Raw genomic sequence first — 18,517 nt, forward strand, 5'->3', positions numbered from 1 at the left:
CCTCAGTCGAGCGTCAGACCCTCGGCCGGAGCCACCCGGGACGCCCGTCGAGCGGGCAGGACGCAGGCGGCGAGGCCCGCCAGGGCGGCCACGACCACCACGGCCAGCAGCTGGTCCCACGGCGTCACGAGGGAGACGTCGGCGACGGCCGTCCGCACGACCGCGAGCGTCCCGAGCCAGCCGTAGGTCACGCCGACCGCCGTGCCGAGGACCGCGGCGACGAGTGCCAGCAGCAGGCCCTCGGCGGCGAGCATGCGTCGTAGCTGGCGTCGGGTGAGTCCGAGGGCCCGCAGCAGCGCGTGCTCGCGGCCGCGTTCCAGGACCGACAGCCCGACGGTGTTGGCGATGCCCACCAGGGCGATGCCGACCGACACGGCCAGCAGTCCGAGGACCGACCACACCAGCACGTCGAGCTGCTTCTCGACCCACCCCCGCTGTTCCAGGGTGCTCGTGAGCTCGAGGTCACCGTCGCGGGCGAGGGCACCCAGGGTGCCGCTCAGCTCGTCGACGTCGGCGCCGTCGTCGGCTCGCACCCAGACGGCCTGCGGCTCGACGGTCCCGCCCAGGGCCTCCACGACGCCGGGACCGGCCACGAGGGCGCGCCCCCACTCGCTGCCCACGAGCACCCGCTCCACGTCCACGGTGCGACCGGCGCGCTTGAGCGTCATGGTCTCGGGGAACCCCGTCTCGGAATCGGTGGAGACGTCGGGTGGGACGAACACCTGCAGGCGGCCCGGCTCGGCGGACTCGCGGCCGCGTGTCGTGTCCAGCGCGGCGTCGTCGGGGGCGAGCACGGGAACCTCCCCGACACCCTCGAGCGTCGCGCGGACGCCGGGCACGGCCTCGGCGTCCTGGACGCCGCGGGTCGCTCGCACCGAGTCGAGCGTGCCGGCCGAGACAGGTCCGTCACCGGTGAGCGCGACGTCGACCGGGTACTGCTTCTCCAGCTCGTCGTCCATCGCTCCGCGGGCACTGGCCATGCCGGTCAGCACCGCCGTGGTCAGGGTGACGCCGACGAGCAGCGACGCCGTGGTGGCGGCGCTGCGACGCGGGTTGCGCACCGCGTTCGCCGTGGCGAGCCGTGCCGCGAGGCCGGTGCGGCCGAGGAGGCGTCCGGCCACGCGCAGGAGCGCCGGCACCAGCACGGGTCCCAGCAGCAGCACGCCGACGAACGACAGCATGCCGCCGGCCAGGAGGGGTGGCATGGACGTCTGCTGCACCGCGAGCACGAGCGCCGCGGAACCGGCGAGCACCGCCGCGACGCCCAGGGCGACGCGTCCCTTGCCTGCACGGGTCCGGACGTCCGCGTCCATCGGCCGGAGCGCGGCGAGCGGGCTGACCCGCACCACGCGGCGGGTCGGCAGCCAGGCCGCCGTGACCGTCACGACGATGCCGCCGACGAAGGCTGCGACCATCCACGTGGGGGACAACGACACGGTCCCCAGCAGACGGTCGTCGGTCACCCCGCGCACCGCGGCGACGATGCCGTAGCCGGCCCCTGCGCCGGCCAGCACACCGACCGTCGACGCGACCAGCGCCACGGCGAAGGACTCGACGCGGACCGAGCGGACGACCTGGCGTCGGGTCGCGCCGACGCAGCGCAGCAGGGCGAGGTCGCGCGTGCGCTGCGCGAACAGGATGGTGAAGGTGTTGGCGATGACCAGCACCGCCACGAAGCCGGCGATGGCGGCGAACAGCAGCAGCACGTAGCTGATCACGTCGACGCCCTGGTTGACGGCGATCACGCGTGCGTCCACGTAGGAGGTGCGGTCGCGCACCTCCGCGTCCACTGCTCGGGAGAGCGCGGCCGTGGCGGCTGCGGTGTCACCGCCCCGCACGTCGTAGACGACGGCGTCGGGGTAGGCCGACGGGAGCGCCGACAGGGTGCCCCACGGGACGTAGACGTCGGCCGCGAGGTACGACGACGGCTTCGCGATGCCGACGACCGTGACGGTGCTCGCATCCTCGCCCTGGCCCACGACCAGCTCGTCGCCCACGCTGATCCGTGCCGACGTGGCGGTGCGCTCGTCCACGAGCGCCTGGTCGTCGCTCGTCGGGGCCCGGCCCTCGAGCACGGTCTGGCGCAGGAGCCGGTCGTCGGTGCTGACCGTGCCGATGGAGCTGTCGGACCCGAGCCCGATGCCGTCGTGGGTGACGGGCTCGAACGACGACCCGATGACCGTCGCGGCGTCCCCCTGGCGCGCCGCGGTCTCCAGGACGGGGCTGACGTCGTCGGTGTCGATCCCGTAGTCGTCGCCGACGACCAGATCGGCGCCGCGGTAGGCCTCGTCGATCCCGGCGGAGAGGCCGGACTTGGCCGCCGAGGCGATGGCGTTGGTGGCCACCACGAAACCGACGGCGATGGTCACGGCGAGCAGCGCGGCGACGTAGCGGCGCGTGTGCGTGCGCAGCGACGCGAGCATCACGGTCCTCATCGGGCGCCTCCCTCGTCCGCGGTGCGGCCGGCGTCGGGGCGGGCGGCCAGCACCGACGCTAGCTCGGCCCGCGACGGGTCCACGAGGTGCGAGCGGATCCGCCCGTCGGCCAGCACCACGACGTCGTCGGCGTAGGCCGCGGCGTCGAGCTCGTGGGTGACCATGACGACGGTGCGGCCCAGCTCGCGCACCGACCGCCGCAGGTAGGCGAGCACCTCGGCCGAGGCGGTGCTGTCGAGGTTGCCGGTGGGCTCGTCGGCGAACACGATCGACGCCTGGCTCACGAGCGCGCGGGCGATCGCGACGCGCTGCTGCTGCCCTCCGGACAGCTCGCTCGGACGGTGGTCGAGCCGGTCGCCGAGCCCGAGGACCGCGACGACGGTGTCGATGTCGTCCTGCACGTTCGCGTCGATGCGTCGGCCGGCCAGCTCGAAGGGCAGCACGATGTTCTGGCGGGCGGTCAGCATCGGCAGCAGGTTGAACGCCTGGAACACGAAGCCGAGGTGGTCGCGGCGGAAGCGGGTGAGCCGGTCGTCGTCGAGGCTGGTCAGCTCGACGCCGTCGACCGAGACGGTCCCGTGCGTGGGTCGGTCGAGACCGGCGAGGCAGTGCATGAGCGTCGACTTGCCCGAGCCCGAGGGCCCCATGATCGCGGTGAAGCGTCCGGGCGCGAGGTCGAGGGAGACGCCGTCGAGGGCGTGCACGGCCGCCGGGCCGGTGCCGTAGGTCTTGGTCAGGTCGCGTGCCGACGCGGCGGTCGCGACGGCTGCCTGTGCTGTGATCGTCATGGCGACGACGCTATGGATCCGGCACCCCCCGAGTCGTCGGAGCGAGGGATGGTCCTGACGTCATCCCCTGGGTGGACGCGACGCCGTGTCGGGCCGTCCGAGGTAGGTGAGGCACCGAATCATCGAGTGGGAGGTAGGTGAGGCACCTCATCGTCGATGTGAGGGGTTCCAGGCCTACCTCTCGATCGCGATGGTGCAGGGATGGCCACCGTGCGTGCGTCCCGGTGCGCCTGCCTACCCCAGCCCCGCCTCGAGGGCGAGCAGGACGAGCTGGACGCGGTCGCGGGAGCCGGTCTTGGCGAGCAGTCGGCCGACGTGGGTCTTCACGGTCGCCTCGGAGACGACGAGGGTCGCGGCGATCTCGGGGTTGGTCAGGCCGCGGGCGATGAGTCCCAGCACCTCGCGCTCGCGGTCGGTCACCTCCGCGAGCCGACGTGTGGTCGCCTCGCTCACCACGCTGCGCGAGCCCGACGGCTGCACGAAGTGGTCGAGCAGCCGCCGGGTGGTCGACGGCGCCACGACCGCATCACCGGCCTGCACGGCTCGGATCGCGGCCAGCAGGTCCGGTGGTGCCGCGTCCTTCAGCAGGAACGCCGACGCGCCCGCCTGCAGGGCCGCGAACGCGTACTCGTCGAGGTCGAAGGTGGTCAGCACGATCACCCGGGGCGCGGTCTCGCGGTCGTCCTGCAGGATCCGACGCGTCGCCTCCACGCCGTCCATCACGGGCATGCGCACGTCCATGAGCACGACGTCGGCGCGCGTCGCGCCGAGGAGGTCCAGCGCCGCCTGGCCGTCGCCCGCCTCGCCCACGACCTCGAGGTCCGGCTGGCTGTCGACCAGCATCCGGAACCCGGCACGCACCATCTGCTGGTCGTCGACGAGCAGCACGCGGGTGGGTGCGGTGGCGTCGCTCACCGGGGGATCCTCGCACGCACCTGCCAGCCGCCGCCGGGGGCCGGGCCGACGTCGAGGGTGCCGCCATGCACCGCGACGCGCTCACGCATGCCGACCAGCCCCAGGCCACCCGACGTCGGCGATCCGGCTGCGCCGTGGCCGTCGTCGGCGACCGTCACGACGAGGTCGGCCCCGTCCTCGCGGACCTCGACCTGCGCGGTCGCATCGGGGCCGGCGTGCTTGCGCACGTTGGTGAGCGACTCCTGCACCACGCGGAAGACCGTCAGCGCCACGCCGTCGGGGACCGCAGGCGTCGGGTCGGGCAGGGTGGCCCGCACCCGACCGGCCTCGACGTCCGCGGCCAGGAGGGCGGGCAGCTCGCGCAGTCCCGGCTGGGGGACCAGCTCGGGGTCCGACGTGCCGCGCAGCAGGCCGAGGAGGCGTCGCATCTCGGTCAGCGCCTCACGACCGGTGGTCGCCACCGTCCCGAGCGTGCGCACCGCGACGGCGGGGTCCTGCTCCGCGGCGTAGCGCGCTCCGTCGGCCTGCACGATCATGCCGGTGATGCCGTGCGCCACGACGTCGTGCATCTCTCGCGCCACCCGGGTGCGTTCCTCGGCGGCCGCGGCCCGGGTGCGTTCCTCCGCCTCGGCCGCCATCCGCTCACCGCGCTCCATCAGCGCCGCCTCGTACGCACGGCGCAGGCGGGCCTGGGTGCCGAGCGCCCACGCGGCGACCACGATGGCCCCGATGCTCAGGGCGTACGGCGCGAAGAGCTGCAGGCTCAGGGGCTCCTGCACGACCGTGGGGGGCAGGCCGTCGTAGCGTCCGGCCATGACCCAGACGTAGGTGGCGACGCCGGTGGCGACACCGCTGAGCCCCAGCCCGACCCAGGCGTCGCGGGGGCGCCCGAAGCGGGCGAGCGAGTACATCGCCACGGGGTAGGCGAGCTGGCCGATCGCGGGGTAGTCGTGCACGAGGGCCTGGACGCCGCTGAACACCCAGACCAGCGCGAAGGTGGTGCCCGGACGGTGCCGACGCCAGACGAGCGGGGCCACCTGCAGCGCGCTGAGCGCCGTGACGTGCAGCGGCTGGTCGATCCCGAGCGTCGCGGCCACGAGCACGAGCAGCCCGGCCACGAGGGCGGCGTCGAACCACTGGGTGGCGCGCGGACCGAGCCGCCACGGTCGACGACCGCCCGGACGGTCCGCTGGCGTGCTCACCCGCCCGACCCTAGGTGCTGCCGTCGCGCCGCGCGTCCACCCACGGTCTGATCCGCATCCGGGTCCGAACCGTCGGTCGACGGGTCTAGCGTCGGACCATGAGCCAGTTCCCCGACAGGTCACGCACCGCCCTCCTCGTCGTCGACGTGCAGAACGACGTCGTCGCGAACGCCCACGAGCGCGATGTCGTGGTCGGCCGGATCGCCGAGCTCGTCCGACGCGCCAGGTCCGCCGACGTGCCGGTCGTGTGGGTGCAGGACTCCCTCGCCGACGACGACGGTCCCGCCACCGGCACCGACGGGTGGAAGATCGTGCCCGAGCTCGAGCCACGCAATGGCGAGCCGGTGGTGCACAAGGACTACGGCGACGCGTTCGAGGCCACCGAGCTCGAGACGGTCCTGGCCGAACGCGGTGCGGGACGGGTCGTCGTCACCGGCGCCCAGACCGATGCGTGCATCCGGGCTACGTTGCACGGCGCGTTCGTGCGCGGCTACGACGTCACGCTCGTCTCCGACGCCCACACCACCGAGGACCTCACCGCGTACGGAGCCCCCTCTCCCGGCGAGGTCGTGGCGCACACCAACCTCTACTGGCAGTTCCAGGCCGGCCCGGACCGCACCGCCGACGTCGTGGCGGCGGCCGACGTCGCACTCTGACGTTCGTCTACCCCTCGACGGCTCGGGGGCCCAGACGCGGGTAGCGGCCTCGGTCGCCGAGCTTGTCGAGGTGCGCCCCTCGACAAGCTCGGGGGCGGATTCGGCTCGGGGGCGGGTTCGGCTCGGAGAACCGGGCTCGAGGGCGGAATACTGCAGCCTCGAACAAGGTTGATACGATCAGACTCAAGTCAGTTGCCAGCACTTCGGCAACGACTCCCCGAGCTCACGAACCCCGCAGCAGCACCCGATCAGCAGGAGGAACCCCCATGGCACGAGCCGTCGGAATCGACCTCGGTACGACGAACTCCGTCGTCGCCGTCCTGGAGGGCGGAGAGCCCACCGTCATCGCGAACGCCGAGGGCGCTCGCACCACCCCGTCCGTCGTCGCGTTCGCGAAGGACGGCGAGGTCCTGGCCGGCGAGGTCGCCAAGCGCCAGGGCGTCACGAACGTCGACCGCACCATCCGCTCGGTCAAGCGCCACGTCGGCACCGACTGGAAGACCGAGGTCGACGGCAAGTCGTTCAACCCCCAGCAGATCAGCGCCTTCATCCTGCAGAAGCTGAAGCGCGACGCCGAGGCCTACCTGGGCGAGACGGTCACCGACGCGGTCATCACCGTGCCGGCGTACTTCAACGACCACCAGCGCCAGGCCACGAAGGAGGCCGGTGAGATCGCCGGCCTCAACGTCAGCCGCATCATCAACGAGCCCACCGCGGCCGCGCTCGCGTACGGCCTCGACAAGGGCGACGAGCAGACCATCCTCGTCTTCGACCTCGGCGGCGGCACGTTCGACGTGTCCCTGCTGGAGATCGGCGACGGCGTCATCGAGGTCAAGGCCACGAGCGGCGACAACAACCTCGGTGGTGACGACTGGGACAACGCGGTCGTCGACTGGATCGTCAACACCTTCAAGTCCAAGACGGGCATCGACCTGACCAAGGACAAGATGGCCATGCCGCGCATCCGCGAGGCCGCCGAGCGCGCGAAGATCGAGCTGTCCAGCTCGTCCTCGACGTCGATCAACCTGCCCTACATCACCGTGCAGGACGGCAGCCCCGTCTTCCTCGACGAGACGCTGTCCCGCAGCGAGTTCGAGAAGATCACGGCCGACCTGCTCGAGCGCACCAAGGCGCCGTTCAACAACGTCGTCAAGGACGCCGGCATCTCGGTGAGCCAGATCGACCACGTCGTCCTCGTGGGTGGTTCCACCCGCATGCCCGCCGTGAGCGAGCTCGTCAAGACGCTCACCGGTGGCAAGGAGCCCAACAAGGGCGTCAACCCCGACGAGGTCGTCGCCGTGGGCGCCGCGCTCCAGGCCGGCGTGCTCAAGGGCGAGGTCAAGGACGTGCTCCTGCTCGACGTCACCCCCCTGAGCCTCGGTATCGAGACCAAGGGCGGCGTGATGACCAAGCTCATCGAGCGCAACACGACGATCCCGACCAAGCGCAGCGAGGTCTTCACGACGGCCGACGACAACCAGCCGTCCGTGGCGATCCAGGTGTACCAGGGCGAGCGCGAGATGGCGGCGGGCAACCAGCTGCTGGCCACGTTCGAGCTCACCGGCCTGCCCCCGGCGCCGCGTGGCGTCCCGCAGATCGAGGTCACGTTCGACATCGACGCCAACGGCATCGTGAACGTGTCGGCCAAGGACCGGGGCACCGGCAAGGAGCAGTCGATGACCATCACGGGCGGCAGCGCGCTGTCCAAGGACGACATCGACAAGATGGTCAAGGACGCCGAGCAGTACGCCGAGGAGGACCGCAAGCGTCGCGAGTCCGTCGAGACGCGCAACCAGGCCGAGGCGCTCGTCCACACCACCGAGAAGTTCCTCGCCGAGAACGGCGACAAGGTGGGCGACGACGTCAAGGGCGAGGTCCAGGCCGACGTCGACGCGCTCAAGTCGGCGCTCGAGGGTGACGACAACGACGCCGTCCAGGCCGCCGTCACCAAGCTCGGCGAGTCCAGCTCCAAGATGGGCGAGGCGATGTACGCCGCGGCCGCCGCGGAGCAGCAGGCCGCCGGTACCGACGCACCCACGGGTGACGCCGACGCCGGCACCGACTCCGACGACGACGTCGTCGACGCCGAGATCGTCGACGACGAGGAGAAGAAGTGACGGCTGGGCCCGGCGGCCCCGCCGAGGGTGCTGACCCGGAGGTCTCGCAGGAAACCTCCGGGGAGGCCCCCGCCGACGAGGCTGTCGACGAGGTCGTCGACGAGACCGTCGAGGTCCCTACGGACAAGGAGGAGGTCGTCGACCCGGCAGCAGCCGAGGAGCCGACCGAGCCCGAGCAGGCCGCGGAGCCCACGCCGGAGCAGCAGCTGGCCGAGCGCACCGCCGACCTGCAGCGTCTGCAGGCCGAGTACGTCAACTACCGCAGGCGGGTCGAGCGTGATCGCGCGCAGTCGCGCCAGCAGGGCGAGGCCGCGGTGCTCCGCTCGCTGCTCACGGTGCTCGACGACATCGGTCGGGCCGAGCAGCACGGTGAGCTGACGGGCGGCTTCAAGGCCGTCGCCGACGCGCTCCACCAGGCGCTCAAGGCGCACAAGCTGGAGGGCTTCGGCGCCGAGGGCGACGTGTTCGACCCGCGGCTGCACGAGGCGCTCTTCGCGGCGGGCGAGTCGCCCGACGTGCAGGTCACGTCGGTCGGTCCGGTGGTCCGCACGGGCTACCGGATGGGCGACGAGGTCCTGCGCCACGCGCAGGTCGGCGTGGTCGAGCCGGCCTCGGGCGAGGCGACGCCGGCGAGCGACGAGGACGAGTGAAGCCGGCCGGGCAGCAGCGGTCCGCTGCGCCCCGGTCCGGTGACCGATCGATCAGGAGAGGAAGGGGTGAGCCGTGAGCAACCCGAGTGACTGGGCGAGCAAGGACTTCTACAAGGCGCTGGGCGTGTCGAAGGACGCGTCGACCGCCGACGTGAAGAAGGCCTACCGCAAGCTCGCGCGCGAGAACCACCCCGACTCCAACCCGGGCAACAAGGCCGCCGAGGAGCGCTTCAAGGAGGTCTCCGAGGCCTACGCCGTGCTGTCCAACGCCGAGAAGCGCAAGCAGTACGACGAGCAGCGCACCCTGTTCGGCCAGTTCAAGGGTGGGTTCGGGGCCCCCGGCGGAGGCTACGGCGGTGGCGGCACCACGGCCGACTTCGACCTCAGCGACCTCCTGGGCGGCATCTTCGGCGGCGGCGGGTCGCGCGGTGGCCGCGGTGCCGGACGTCGGGGCCAGCCGCGGGGCCGCCGGGGTGACGACCTCGAGACCGAGGCCACGATCACCTTCGCCCAGGCGGTCGAGGGCGCCACGCTCCCGCTGCGCATGACCAGCGACGAGGCGTGCCCCACGTGCCACGGCACGGGCGCCAAGCCCGGCACGGTGCCGAAGGTGTGCACCAAGTGCCAGGGCAGCGGCATGCAGACCGGTGCGTCCGGCGGCGTCTTCGCGATGACCGAGCCGTGCTCGCAGTGCCGCGGACGTGGCCTGGTCGTGGAGCACGAGTGCACCACCTGCCGTGGCAGCGGCCGGGCGCCGTCGAGCCGCACCCTGCAGGTGCGCGTCCCGGCGGGCGTGAAGGACGGCCAGAAGATCCGGCTCAAGGGCAAGGGCGGTCGTGGCGAGGGTGGTGCCCCCGACGGCGACCTGTTCCTGGTCGTGCACGTGGAGCCACACACCATGTTCGGCCGCAAGGGCGACCACCTCACGATCACGGTCCCGATCGCGTTCGACGAGGCCGTGCTCGGCTCCCAGATCAGCGTGCCGACGCTCGAGGGTCCGCCCGTGCGTCTGAAGGTGCCCGAGGGCACGCCCACCGGCCGCACGTTCCGCGCCAAGGGCAAGGGTGCGACCACCAAGGACGGCACCCGCGGCGACCTGCTGGTCACCGTCGAGGTGCAGGTTCCCACCAACCTCGACGACGCCCAGCGCGCGGCGGTCGAGGCCCTGCGTGAGGCGCGCGGCGCCGCCACCCCGCGTGACGGCCTGTTCGAGGAGGTGCCCAGCCCATGACCGACAGCCCCTTCGTGCCGCCCGGCCCCGAGGCGAAGGTCTTCGTCATCAGCGTCGCGGCAGAGCTCTCCGGCCTGCACCCGCAGACGTTGCGCACGTACGACCGGCTCGGCATCGTCGAGGCGGGCCGCACCGGCGGCGGTGGCCGCCGCTACTCCCTGCGTGACATCGAGCTGCTGCGCACCGTCGCCCAGCTGAGTGCCGAGGGTCTCGGGCTCGAGGGCGTCAAGCGGGTCATCGCCCTGGAGAACCAGGTGATGGCGCTCCAGCAGAAGGTGGCCGAGCTGCAGACCGAGCTCGCCGCGGCGCACCACGCGCTCGGCACCGTGCAGAACCTGCCGGTGCTGGCGCAGCAGGCCCAGATCTCGATCTGGCGCCGCCCCGCTCGCTGAGCGGTCGGGTCAGCGAGTCTCGAGCTCCCACCGCGGGACTGCCGCGCGGAGCGCGACCAGCAGCTCGAGACGGACGTCCGGATCGGTGAGCGGGTCGCCGAGCAGACGCTTGGCGGTGCCCAGCCGCGTGTGCACCGTCTGGGCCGGCACACCCATCATCCGGGCGACCTCGTTGGCCGGGCGGCCGTGCTCGAGCCAGGCGAGCAGCGTGCTCGCGAGGGAGCTCCGACGCGACGCGGGCAGGTCCGCCAACGGGGCCAGTCGCTGGCCGATGAGCAGGTCCACGAGCACCGGCGACGACGCCACGACCAGACGGGCGAGCACGTCGACCGAGGCGGTGACCGGCGTCCCGGGGGCGGCGACGGCGGCCGTGGTGCGGGTCAGCCGGACCGCCTCGGGCAGAGAGACGAGGTCGACCGACGGCCCGCGCGCGACGTCGACGTCCGCGAGTGCGCGGACCCGGTCGTCGGACCAGGCCGCCGGGACGGCAGCCTCCTGCGGCCGTGGGCCGGGGAGCACGTCGTCGCGGCCGCGCAGCTCGGCGTCGAGGACCGCGTCCGGTGCGGTGGCGACGATGGGCGTCAGGCGGACGGTCGGGTCGATCCCGCAGGCGATGGCCAGGCCCCGCAGGCTGGGACCGTCGGACCCGCCGAACAGCGCAGCGGTGAGGGCGCGCCGACGATGGACCGGGCTGAGGGCGTGCAGGCGCAGCACCGTCTGCATGCCCCGGCGTACGTGACCGACGATGCGCAGCAGCAGCTCCTGCACGGCTCGTGACAGCGTCTCGACGTCAGGCAGGTCCTGCTCGCGGACCACGGCCGGGATGACCTGCCGGCGCAGACCCCGCCCGACGGACTGGACGACCGCGGTCAGCTCGTCGTCGGTCATCCCGGCCTGCGCCTGGGTCTCGCCGAAGTGCAGGCAGCGGGCCGCGACGCTGCGACCGGCGGTCACCGGGTCGCCGCCGTGCACGACGAAGGCGTCGGCGCAGGCGACCGCGAGGTCGACCCACGCGTCGGCCGCGCGCGGGACGGAGCTGCGCACCAGCTTCTCGATCCGGTCGCGCAGCTCCGCCCCGTCAAGGCGGCCACTCGACGGGCGGTGCGGGAGGGAGGGGCGCACCGCACCCGTCGACGCCATGGCTGCACGGTCACAGCGGCAGGTGCACCGCGTCAACGCACGATGACGCCGACCTCGGCAAAGCGGCCGAATCTTGTCACGTGCATGACAAGACCCGTCAGGGTTCAGCTGCCTGCCACCACCACGGTGGCGGCCACGCCGACGCCGGCGGCGATGCCGGCCAGACCGGGGCCGAGCAGCCCGGCGGCGGCGGCCGCACCCGCCAGCACGCTCCAGACCAGGGCGACGGACTGACCACGGCGAGCCGACCGCACCGCGCCGCGGGCGGCCCGCACGGCCCGCGCCACCCGGCCGACGTCGAGGTCGACCAGGCCCAGGTCGGCCGTGAGGGTGGAGCCGGTGCTCACGTGCAGGACCCGCCGTCCGGCATCCGTCCACGCGGCCACGGTGCCGCGCTGGTTCTCCGCGTCCGCGTCGCCGGCGGCGTCGTCGATGCCCACCTGTGCGGCCACCTCCCGTGTGCGGGCGTCGGTGTCGCCGGAGCGGAGGGCGACGTCGAGGCCAAGGTCGCGCAGGGCCTGCACGCCCTCGGCCGCGTCGGCACGCACGTCGTCCCCCACCGTCAGCGTGCCCAGGACGCGCGCGTCGACCTCGACGCCGACCGTCGTCCAGACCCCCTCATGGGCCGGAAGACCGAGCCAGGCGAGGTCGCCGACGCGCACGGGGTGCCGGTCGACGCGGCCCGACACGCCGACGTCGGCGTGGCGCTGCAGCTCGGTGACCCGTCCCCGTCCCGAGAGTCGTGAGATCGCGCGTGCCACACGTCCCTCGTGCTCGTGCTCGAGCGCACCGGCGAACCATCGCAGGTTGCGCTCGTGGTCGGGCTCCACGGGATCGATCGCCGTGACGCGCAGGGCACCGGAGGTGACGGTGCCGTCCTTGTCGAGGAGGGCGACGTCGGCGGCCGCCACCTGGGAGAGCGCCGACGGGTGGGGGAGGGCGACGTGGTGCTGGGCCGTGCTGCGGCGTGCGACACGCAGGGCTGCGGGAGAGGCGGCCAGGAGTGCACCCGGCCCGGCGGCCACGAGCAGCAGTGCGGCGACCGTGAGCCCACGTCCGGGGGACGCGGCGAGGGACCAGGCGACTCCCGCGCCGAGGGCAGCGGCGGTGACCGCGGGGGTGAACCAGGTGGGCGCCTCGACGATGCTCTCGTCACCCCGCCAGCGCAGCACGAGGCTGAGCAGTGCCGCCGACGCGACGACGGCGACCGCCATGGTCGCGGAGTCGTCGGTGACCGTCTGGTGCACCGTGGCGACGAGTGAGACGAGCAGACCGAGCACAGCGAGGGCCGCGACGCCGACTCGTCGGGCGCCCAGCTCGGCCGCGGCGTGCCGGTGCACGGGTGTCGCGAGCCCGACGGCGAGTGCGGCGACACCGGCGAGCGTCCAGGGCCAGCCGGCGAAGCGCAGGTCGGGGATCGTCGAGACGACCACGGTCGATGCGGTGAGCACCAGGCCGACGGCGAACGTGATCGCCAGGCAGCGACGGGAGGCACCGCTGGAGAGGGGCGCGACGGCGGGTGCGGTCACGAGTCGTCCTCCGCCCGGAAGCGTTCGAAGTCGCTCTGGTCGCCGGCCTTCCACAGCGGCACGCTGGCCTTGAGGAGCATGGTCAGCTGCACGAGGAACTCAGTGTCGTGCATGGCGTCGCCGAACAGCTCGTTGATGCGCTTCCAGCGGTAGCGGACGGTCTGGGGGTGGACGCCGAGGCGGGCGGCGATGGCGGGCGCGCTGTCGCGGGTCTCGAGCCAGACGAGCAGGGTCTCGGACAGGATCTCGCGGGAGTTGGGGGTCTCGGCGAACAGCGGTCTGAGCAGCTCCTGGCCCAGCTGCTGGCGCAGGGTCGGCTCTGCGTGCAGCCAGATCTGGGTGCGGTGCTGGCGGCAGTCGACCACCCGCGCGTCGGGGATGACGCCGCGGCGCACGAGGTCGAGCGCGCGTCGGGCCCAGCGGAACGCCGACGGGACCTCACCGGGATCGACCGCCCACCCCACGGCCACCCGCGTGACACCGGCGTCCACCAAGGCGCTGGTCATGCAGTCGCGGTCGGCGGCGTCCGCCATGACCACGACGGTCTCGTCGTGCCGCACGAGGAGTGCCCGCCGCGCCAGGACCGTCAGGTCGGGACGCTCGCCACCGAGCTCGGCGACGGCCAGCACGATGGACCCCGGCACCGGCCACACCTCGTCGGAACCTGGTTGCACCGACCCGGTGAGCAGCTGCTCGGCCAGCGCCGCGCGGGCTCGGTTCGGGTCCGCGGCCCGCTGGCGGCGCACCTCCGCGTGGCCTGCCTCGACCTGACGTTGCAGGTGACCGACGAACGCCAGCAGCCCGTCGGAGACGAGGGCCGACGTCGCGCCGTCCTCGGCCAGCTCCTGGAAGCGCGCCCAGCCGATGCGCACGGCGACCGCGAGCCCGACCTGGAACTCGTCGAGCGTGCGGTCCGCCCGCGCCTCTCGCCGTCCGAGCGAGCGGAACACGTCGTCCACGCCTCGGTCGCGGTGCGGTGCTCCGTCGAGCTCGTCGAGGAAGCGGTGCAGGGCGGTCGTGACCGCCTCGGCGGCCACGGCGCGGCTCGTCGGCCGGGCGAACTGGGGAACGCGCTCGATGACGGCGTCGATGATCTCGGTGGTCAGCGTAGGGACGACACGACGCACCCTGCGCGCGTGGGCGGCGACGAGATCGGCCGTGGACCGGTCGGCGGACAGCGTCATCTGGCGGATCCGTGCGGTCCAGGTCCCATCGCCGGCTCCCCGCTCCGATGACTCGTGTGGCTGCACCGAGTTCTACCCCGCCGCCGGGTCGACGTCAACGAGCGGGCCGCCGGCCGTCCGGCCGGGGCGGTGGTGAGTCGTGGTGCGCAGGGCTCGTCCTCCCGTCGTGCCGAACGATCCGTGCCGGACCGCGCCCCCACGTCGGACTGTGCCGGACGCGTCGGCCCGGTGGCGACCGATGGACACGTCGACGGGCCGTTCTTGTCATGTGGGTGACAAGATCCGCGCCGATCTTCGACGATCCGGCACGAGGGGGCGACGCGTGCCCCCGTCGTGGGCCACCGTCTGGCCAGACATGTGATGCAGCGCACTGTGCTGCGTCCACGACGACTCGCGAAGGCGATCGTCGTGCCCCCCGGTGTCGGACGGAAGGAAGCGGATGAAGCGCGAAGCTCGACGGATGGTGGCCGCGGTTGGCGCGGTGGCGGTGGCAGCGGTCGGACTGGTCATGGTGGCCAGTCCCGGCCAGGCGGCACTCCCCACCAGCGGCGAGCGGATCGCCCACTGGTCGGTGACGAGCGAGTCCGATGCCGGCAGCATCGTCCAGCGCGACGACATCCTGGCTCCGGCGGGCCAGCGCTTCACCGAGGTGTTCCCGGTCGCCCTCGTCGACAACGTGATGGCCCTGACCGATCGCCAGGAGGTGCACTTCTACGGGACGGCGGACCTGAACGTGCCGTCGGGCGTGGATGGCTCCACGGTGCGCGACGTCGACGCACGCAATCCGGTCTTCGGTGTCGTCGGCGCCACCGGCGAGGTGACGACGTGGAACCGGTTCGGTGGTGGCCAGCCGGCCCCCGAACCTCCGGCCGACCTCTGCCCCGCCACCCAGATCTCGGTGGGCGCGACCACCGACTACGCGGTGGTCCTCTGCGAGGACGGCAGCGTCGAGGCGTTCGGGCGCAGTGGCCTGCGGTGGACCGTACCGACCGATCTGCCGGAGGTCGCGGAGGTCCGCGGTGGGTACCAGGTCACCGGAGGTCCGGCCGTTCCCATGATCAGGGTCCTCACGAAGGACCGGAAGCTGTTGGAGTGGAGGACGTCGAGCTCCGGGGCGGGGGTCACGGCCGTCGAGAACACGGTGTCCCAGGGCAAGGAGGTCGCGAGCCTCACGACGAAGACCGCCCTGACCACGTCAGGGTCGTTCCTCGACATCGGCATCGGCGACGGCATGGCGCCCACGCGGCCGGTGCGGCGTGGCGGGGCGGACCCGGCGCTGCTCGCGAAGCCCTTGGCCGCGGTGGCCGTCACGGACACCGGAAGCGGTCAGTACCTGACCCGTGACGGCGAGTTCGACGGGTGGAGCAACGACGCCGACGGCAACAAGGCGCTCCGCATGCTGCCGTCGCGGCTCGACGGGAAGACGCTCGTCTCCGTCGGCACGGAGGATCGCCACAACGCGGTCATCGTTGCCGACACGGAAGCCCCGGAGGGCCCGAAGGTCACGACCCCGTCACAGGTCTCCGGCGGCACCAACGGTGCTGTGCGCCCGGGAGACACGCTGACCGGCACTCCTGCCGCGTTCGACCCGACGTCGGATGACGTGACCACGCAGTGGGTGGTGGACGGCGAGCCCGTCGCGGGTACCGAGGACGAGGAGACGTTCACGGTCACGACAGACCACGTGGGCAGCGCCGTCGCCTTCCGCACGAGCGCGCTCTTCGCCGGCTCCGAGGTGCCGGTGGTCTCGGACTCCTCGACGGTCACCGTCGTGAAGGCCGACGGCCCGAGCGTGGTGGAGGCCTCCTCGATCACGGGGTTCGGTGCGCCGGACGTGGCGGTGAAGGGGACGTTCGCGACGTTCTCCGACGAGCTGGAGGATCGTGAGGCGTACTGGTTGGTCGATGAGGAGAAGGTCGCCGGTCAGGGGACGCCGGAGGCGAAGGAGCTGTTGCTGACCGAGGACATGGTGGGCAAGAAGGTCCGGTTCGTGACGGTGGGCTACTTCGCCGACGACGTGGAGGTGGAGTCGGTCTCGGAGCCGTTGACGGTGCGGGTGAAGCTGACGGAGGTCTCCCCGGCGAAGGTCGAGGGTGCGCCGGAGGTGGGCTCGACGTTGAAGGTGACCGAGCCTGCGGTGTTCAGTGACGACTCGCCGGACGTGACGATCACGCACAAGTGGTACCGCGACTTCGTCGACGTGGTCGGTGAGGGTGAGACGTACACGGTGACCAAGGATGACCTGGGGTCGACGATCTACTACTCCGCCGAGGCGATCCGTCCGGGTGAGGCGTTCCCGGCGTACTCGTTCGACTTCACCGGCATCGGCCCCGTCACGGCGGCCAAGCCGTCGGTCGAGACGCCGTCGTCGATCTCCGGGTTCGGTGCGCCGGACGTGGCGGTGAAGGGGACGTTCGCGACGTTCTCCGACGAGCTGGAGGATCGTGAGGCGTACTGGTTGGTCGATGAGGAGAAGGTCGCCGGTCAGGGGACGCCGGAGGCGAAGGAGCTGTTGCTGACCGAGGACATGGTGGGCAAGAAGGTCCGGTTCGTGACGGTGGGCTACTTCGCCGACGACGTGGAGGTGGAGTCGGTCTCGGAGCCGTTGACGGTGCGGGTGAAGCTGACGGAGGTCTCCCCGGCGAAGGTCGAGGGTGCGCCGGAGGTGGGCTCGACGTTGAAGGTGACCGAGCCTGCGGTGTTCAGTGACGACTCGCCGGACGTGACGATCACGCACAAGTGGTACCGCGACTTCGTCGACGTGGTCGGTGAGGGTGAGACGTACACGGTGACCAAGGATGACCTGGGGTCGACGATCTACTACTCCGCCGAGGCGATCCGTCCGGGTGAGGCGTTCCCGGCGTACTCGTTCGACTTCACCGGCATCGGCCCCGTCACCAAGGGGGCGCTGACGATCACGGGTCTGCCCGTCATCGAGGGTGACGCCGTGGTCGGCAAGACGCTGACGGCCGCCCCGGCACCGTCGAGCGACGAGGACGCCACCGTTTCGTTCCAGTGGTTCGCCGACGGTGAGCCGATCGACGGCGCCACGTCGTCGACGCTGGACCTGACCGAGGCGCTGGTCGACAAGGCCGTGACGGTGCGGCAGACCGTGTCCCGTGAGGGTGCCACCGAGCCGGGCGCGAACCTCGCCCGGGCCACGTCGGAGCCGCGCACCGTCCGTGCCGAGCTGGTGGACCTGACGGTGACGAAGCCGGCGCAGGTCGAGGGCAAGCGCATCGTCGGCCAGACGGTCACCGGCACGCCCGCGACGTTCAGCGACCCGGAGGCGGAGGTCACCAGCTACTGGGTGATCGACGGCGAGCGGTCGGACCGCACGGGGACGACGCTCGAGCTCGACGACGACCTCGTCGGTTCCTCGATCCGCTACCTGAGCGTCGCCGAGCGTGACGAGGATGGCGCGACCGCCGAGTCGTCGAGCGAGGCCCAGGTGGGTCCGGTGCTGGCCACGGTGGCCGTGAAGACGCCCACGACGCTGTCGGGCAAGGCGCAGGTCGGCAAGACGCTGACGGCGACGCCGGCGACGTTCGAGGGCGGCGAGATCACGGTCGAGGGCTCCTGGTGGGCCGACGGCGAGAAGCTCGACCAGGGCGGTGCCAGCCTGCCGCTGACCGAGGATCTGGAGGGCGCGGTGATCACGTTCCGCGCGACGGCCAGCCGTTCGGTCGACGGCATCGACGAGCAGAAGACGTCGGAGGCGTCGAGCGACCCGGTGGCGGCGGCTGACCCGTCCAACCCGGGCGGCGGTACCGATCCGGAGCCGCCGGCTCCGGGTGTGCCGGCCACGGACATCGTGAAGGGCTCCACGACCGTGGAGCGCGGTGACGTGGTGACGCTCGACCTCGGCACCGAGCGCGCGGGGGACAAGGTGGTCGTGATGCTGTTCTCGACGCCGCTCGACCTCGGCACGCACACGGTGGCCGCCAACGGCACGGTCCGGGTGACGATCCCGGAGAGCGCCACGCTCGGCCGCCACCGGATCGCCGTGTACGACGCGGAGTCGGGCGCCCTCGTCGCCTGGCAGGCCATCACGGTGGTCGACGACGCGGCCGTTGGAGCAGGTCAGGGCGGAACGGGTGCCGGTTCCGGCGGAGCCGCAGGCCTGCCCGACACCGGTGCCTCGGTGGACGCCCAGCTGATCGGCCTCGGCGCGGCCCTCCTGCTCGCCGGTGCCGGTGCCGTCGGCTTCGGCCTGCGCCGCAGGCCGAAGCACCGGGTTGGCTGACGCGGGAACTACGTGGGTTGGGGGGGCGCCCG

The 18,517-nt window shown here is 72.5% G+C and carries 13 protein-coding genes; 6 read left to right on the forward strand and 7 right to left on the reverse strand.

Annotation, left to right across the window (positions count from 1 at the left end; all coding sequences use genetic code 11):
• Window positions 1-2 precede the first annotated feature (2 nt).
• The 4 genes from NUV38_RS08380 to NUV38_RS08395 all read right to left on the reverse strand — a co-directional run bounded on the left by NUV38_RS08380 (window position 3) and on the right by NUV38_RS08395 (window position 5,340).
• A complete protein-coding gene (locus NUV38_RS08380) occupies window positions 3-2,435 on the reverse strand; it encodes an ABC transporter permease (protein WP_257728688.1) in 2,433 nt (810 codons plus the stop codon).
• Window positions 2,432-3,223, reverse strand: a complete 792-nt coding sequence (locus tag NUV38_RS08385; protein WP_257728689.1) for an ABC transporter ATP-binding protein — start codon at window positions 3,221-3,223, stop codon at window positions 2,432-2,434. The genes NUV38_RS08380 and NUV38_RS08385 overlap by 4 nt, the downstream gene beginning before the upstream one ends.
• A gap of 234 nt (window positions 3,224-3,457) precedes the next feature.
• The gene (locus NUV38_RS08390; RefSeq protein WP_374626557.1) at window positions 3,458-4,087 is read right to left on the reverse strand and encodes a response regulator; all 630 of its coding nucleotides are present in this window, start codon (window positions 4,085-4,087) and stop codon (window positions 3,458-3,460) included.
• 47 nt (window positions 4,088-4,134) lie between these two features.
• Window positions 4,135-5,340 carry a sensor histidine kinase gene (locus tag NUV38_RS08395; protein WP_257728691.1) on the reverse strand — a complete coding sequence of 402 codons (1,206 nt, stop codon included), beginning with the start codon at window positions 5,338-5,340 and terminating at the stop codon, window positions 4,135-4,137.
• 98 nt (window positions 5,341-5,438) lie between these two features.
• On the opposite strand from NUV38_RS08395, the gene NUV38_RS08400 reads away from it, so the two are divergent.
• The 5 genes from NUV38_RS08400 (at window position 5,439) to NUV38_RS08420 (ending at window position 10,386) form a co-directional block, all read left to right on the forward strand.
• Window positions 5,439-5,996 carry an isochorismatase family protein gene (locus tag NUV38_RS08400; protein ID WP_257728692.1) on the forward strand — a complete coding sequence of 186 codons (558 nt, stop codon included), beginning with the start codon at window positions 5,439-5,441 and terminating at the stop codon, window positions 5,994-5,996.
• 266 nt (window positions 5,997-6,262) lie between these two features.
• Window positions 6,263-8,113, forward strand: coding sequence for a molecular chaperone DnaK (gene dnaK, locus NUV38_RS08405; RefSeq protein WP_257728693.1), 1,851 nt, complete (start codon window positions 6,263-6,265; stop codon window positions 8,111-8,113).
• Complete coding sequence (gene grpE / locus NUV38_RS08410; RefSeq protein ID WP_257728694.1) at window positions 8,110-8,763, forward strand: nucleotide exchange factor GrpE; 654 nt, start codon at window positions 8,110-8,112, stop codon at window positions 8,761-8,763. Before dnaK ends, grpE begins: the two co-directional genes overlap by 4 nt.
• A gap of 73 nt (window positions 8,764-8,836) precedes the next feature.
• Window positions 8,837-9,994, forward strand: coding sequence for a molecular chaperone DnaJ (dnaJ, locus tag NUV38_RS08415; RefSeq protein ID WP_257728695.1), 1,158 nt, complete (start codon window positions 8,837-8,839; stop codon window positions 9,992-9,994).
• Window positions 9,991-10,386, forward strand: coding sequence for a heat shock protein transcriptional repressor HspR (locus NUV38_RS08420; RefSeq protein WP_308219670.1), 396 nt, complete (start codon window positions 9,991-9,993; stop codon window positions 10,384-10,386). Before dnaJ ends, NUV38_RS08420 begins: the two co-directional genes overlap by 4 nt.
• Before the next feature lie 9 nt (window positions 10,387-10,395).
• Here the strand turns inward: NUV38_RS08420 and NUV38_RS08425 are convergent, their stop codons facing one another.
• The 3 genes from NUV38_RS08425 to NUV38_RS08435 all read right to left on the reverse strand — a co-directional run bounded on the left by NUV38_RS08425 (window position 10,396) and on the right by NUV38_RS08435 (window position 14,239).
• On the reverse strand, window positions 10,396-11,526 hold the full coding sequence (locus NUV38_RS08425) for a helix-turn-helix domain-containing protein (protein ID WP_257728696.1): 1,131 nt from the start codon (window positions 11,524-11,526) through the stop codon (window positions 10,396-10,398).
• A 104-nt stretch (window positions 11,527-11,630) separates the two neighbouring features.
• On the reverse strand, window positions 11,631-13,055 hold the full coding sequence (locus tag NUV38_RS08430; protein ID WP_257728697.1) for an HAD family hydrolase: 1,425 nt from the start codon (window positions 13,053-13,055) through the stop codon (window positions 11,631-11,633).
• Window positions 13,052-14,239: a helix-turn-helix domain-containing protein gene (locus tag NUV38_RS08435; protein WP_257728698.1), complete on the reverse strand. Its 1,188-nt coding sequence runs from the start codon at window positions 14,237-14,239 to the stop codon at window positions 13,052-13,054. The genes NUV38_RS08430 and NUV38_RS08435 overlap by 4 nt, the downstream gene beginning before the upstream one ends.
• 439 nt (window positions 14,240-14,678) lie before the next feature.
• Between NUV38_RS08435 and NUV38_RS08440 the strand changes: the two genes are divergently transcribed.
• Window positions 14,679-18,485 (forward strand): hypothetical protein, encoded by a 3,807-nt coding sequence (locus NUV38_RS08440; protein WP_257728699.1) that lies wholly within the window; start codon window positions 14,679-14,681, stop codon window positions 18,483-18,485.
• Window positions 18,486-18,517 lie beyond the last annotated feature (32 nt).

The organism is Aeromicrobium sp. 50.2.37 (assembly GCF_024655735.1).
Classification (GTDB): domain Bacteria; phylum Actinomycetota; class Actinomycetes; order Propionibacteriales; family Nocardioidaceae; genus Aeromicrobium.

What these genes read in the sequence shown, in the direction of transcription:
- NUV38_RS08400 (WP_257728692.1), top strand. Translation starts at nt 5,439, where the DNA reads ATGAGCCAGTTCCCCGACAGGTCACGCACCGCCCTCCTCGTCGTCGAC.
- NUV38_RS08440 (WP_257728699.1), top strand. Translation starts at nt 14,679, where the DNA reads ATGAAGCGCGAAGCTCGACGGATGGTGGCCGCGGTTGGCGCGGTGGCG.
- NUV38_RS08390 (WP_374626557.1), bottom strand. Translation starts at nt 4,087, where the DNA reads ATGGTGCGTGCCGGGTTCCGGATGCTGGTCGACAGCCAGCCGGACCTC.
- NUV38_RS08385 (WP_257728689.1), bottom strand. Translation starts at nt 3,223, where the DNA reads ATGACGATCACAGCACAGGCAGCCGTCGCGACCGCCGCGTCGGCACGC.
- NUV38_RS08425 (WP_257728696.1), bottom strand. Translation starts at nt 11,526, where the DNA reads ATGGCGTCGACGGGTGCGGTGCGCCCCTCCCTCCCGCACCGCCCGTCG.
- NUV38_RS08420 (WP_308219670.1), top strand. Translation starts at nt 9,991, where the DNA reads ATGACCGACAGCCCCTTCGTGCCGCCCGGCCCCGAGGCGAAGGTCTTC.
- dnaK (WP_257728693.1), top strand. Translation starts at nt 6,263, where the DNA reads ATGGCACGAGCCGTCGGAATCGACCTCGGTACGACGAACTCCGTCGTC.
- NUV38_RS08435 (WP_257728698.1), bottom strand. Translation starts at nt 14,239, where the DNA reads ATGACGCTGTCCGCCGACCGGTCCACGGCCGATCTCGTCGCCGCCCAC.
- NUV38_RS08380 (WP_257728688.1), bottom strand. Translation starts at nt 2,435, where the DNA reads ATGAGGACCGTGATGCTCGCGTCGCTGCGCACGCACACGCGCCGCTAC.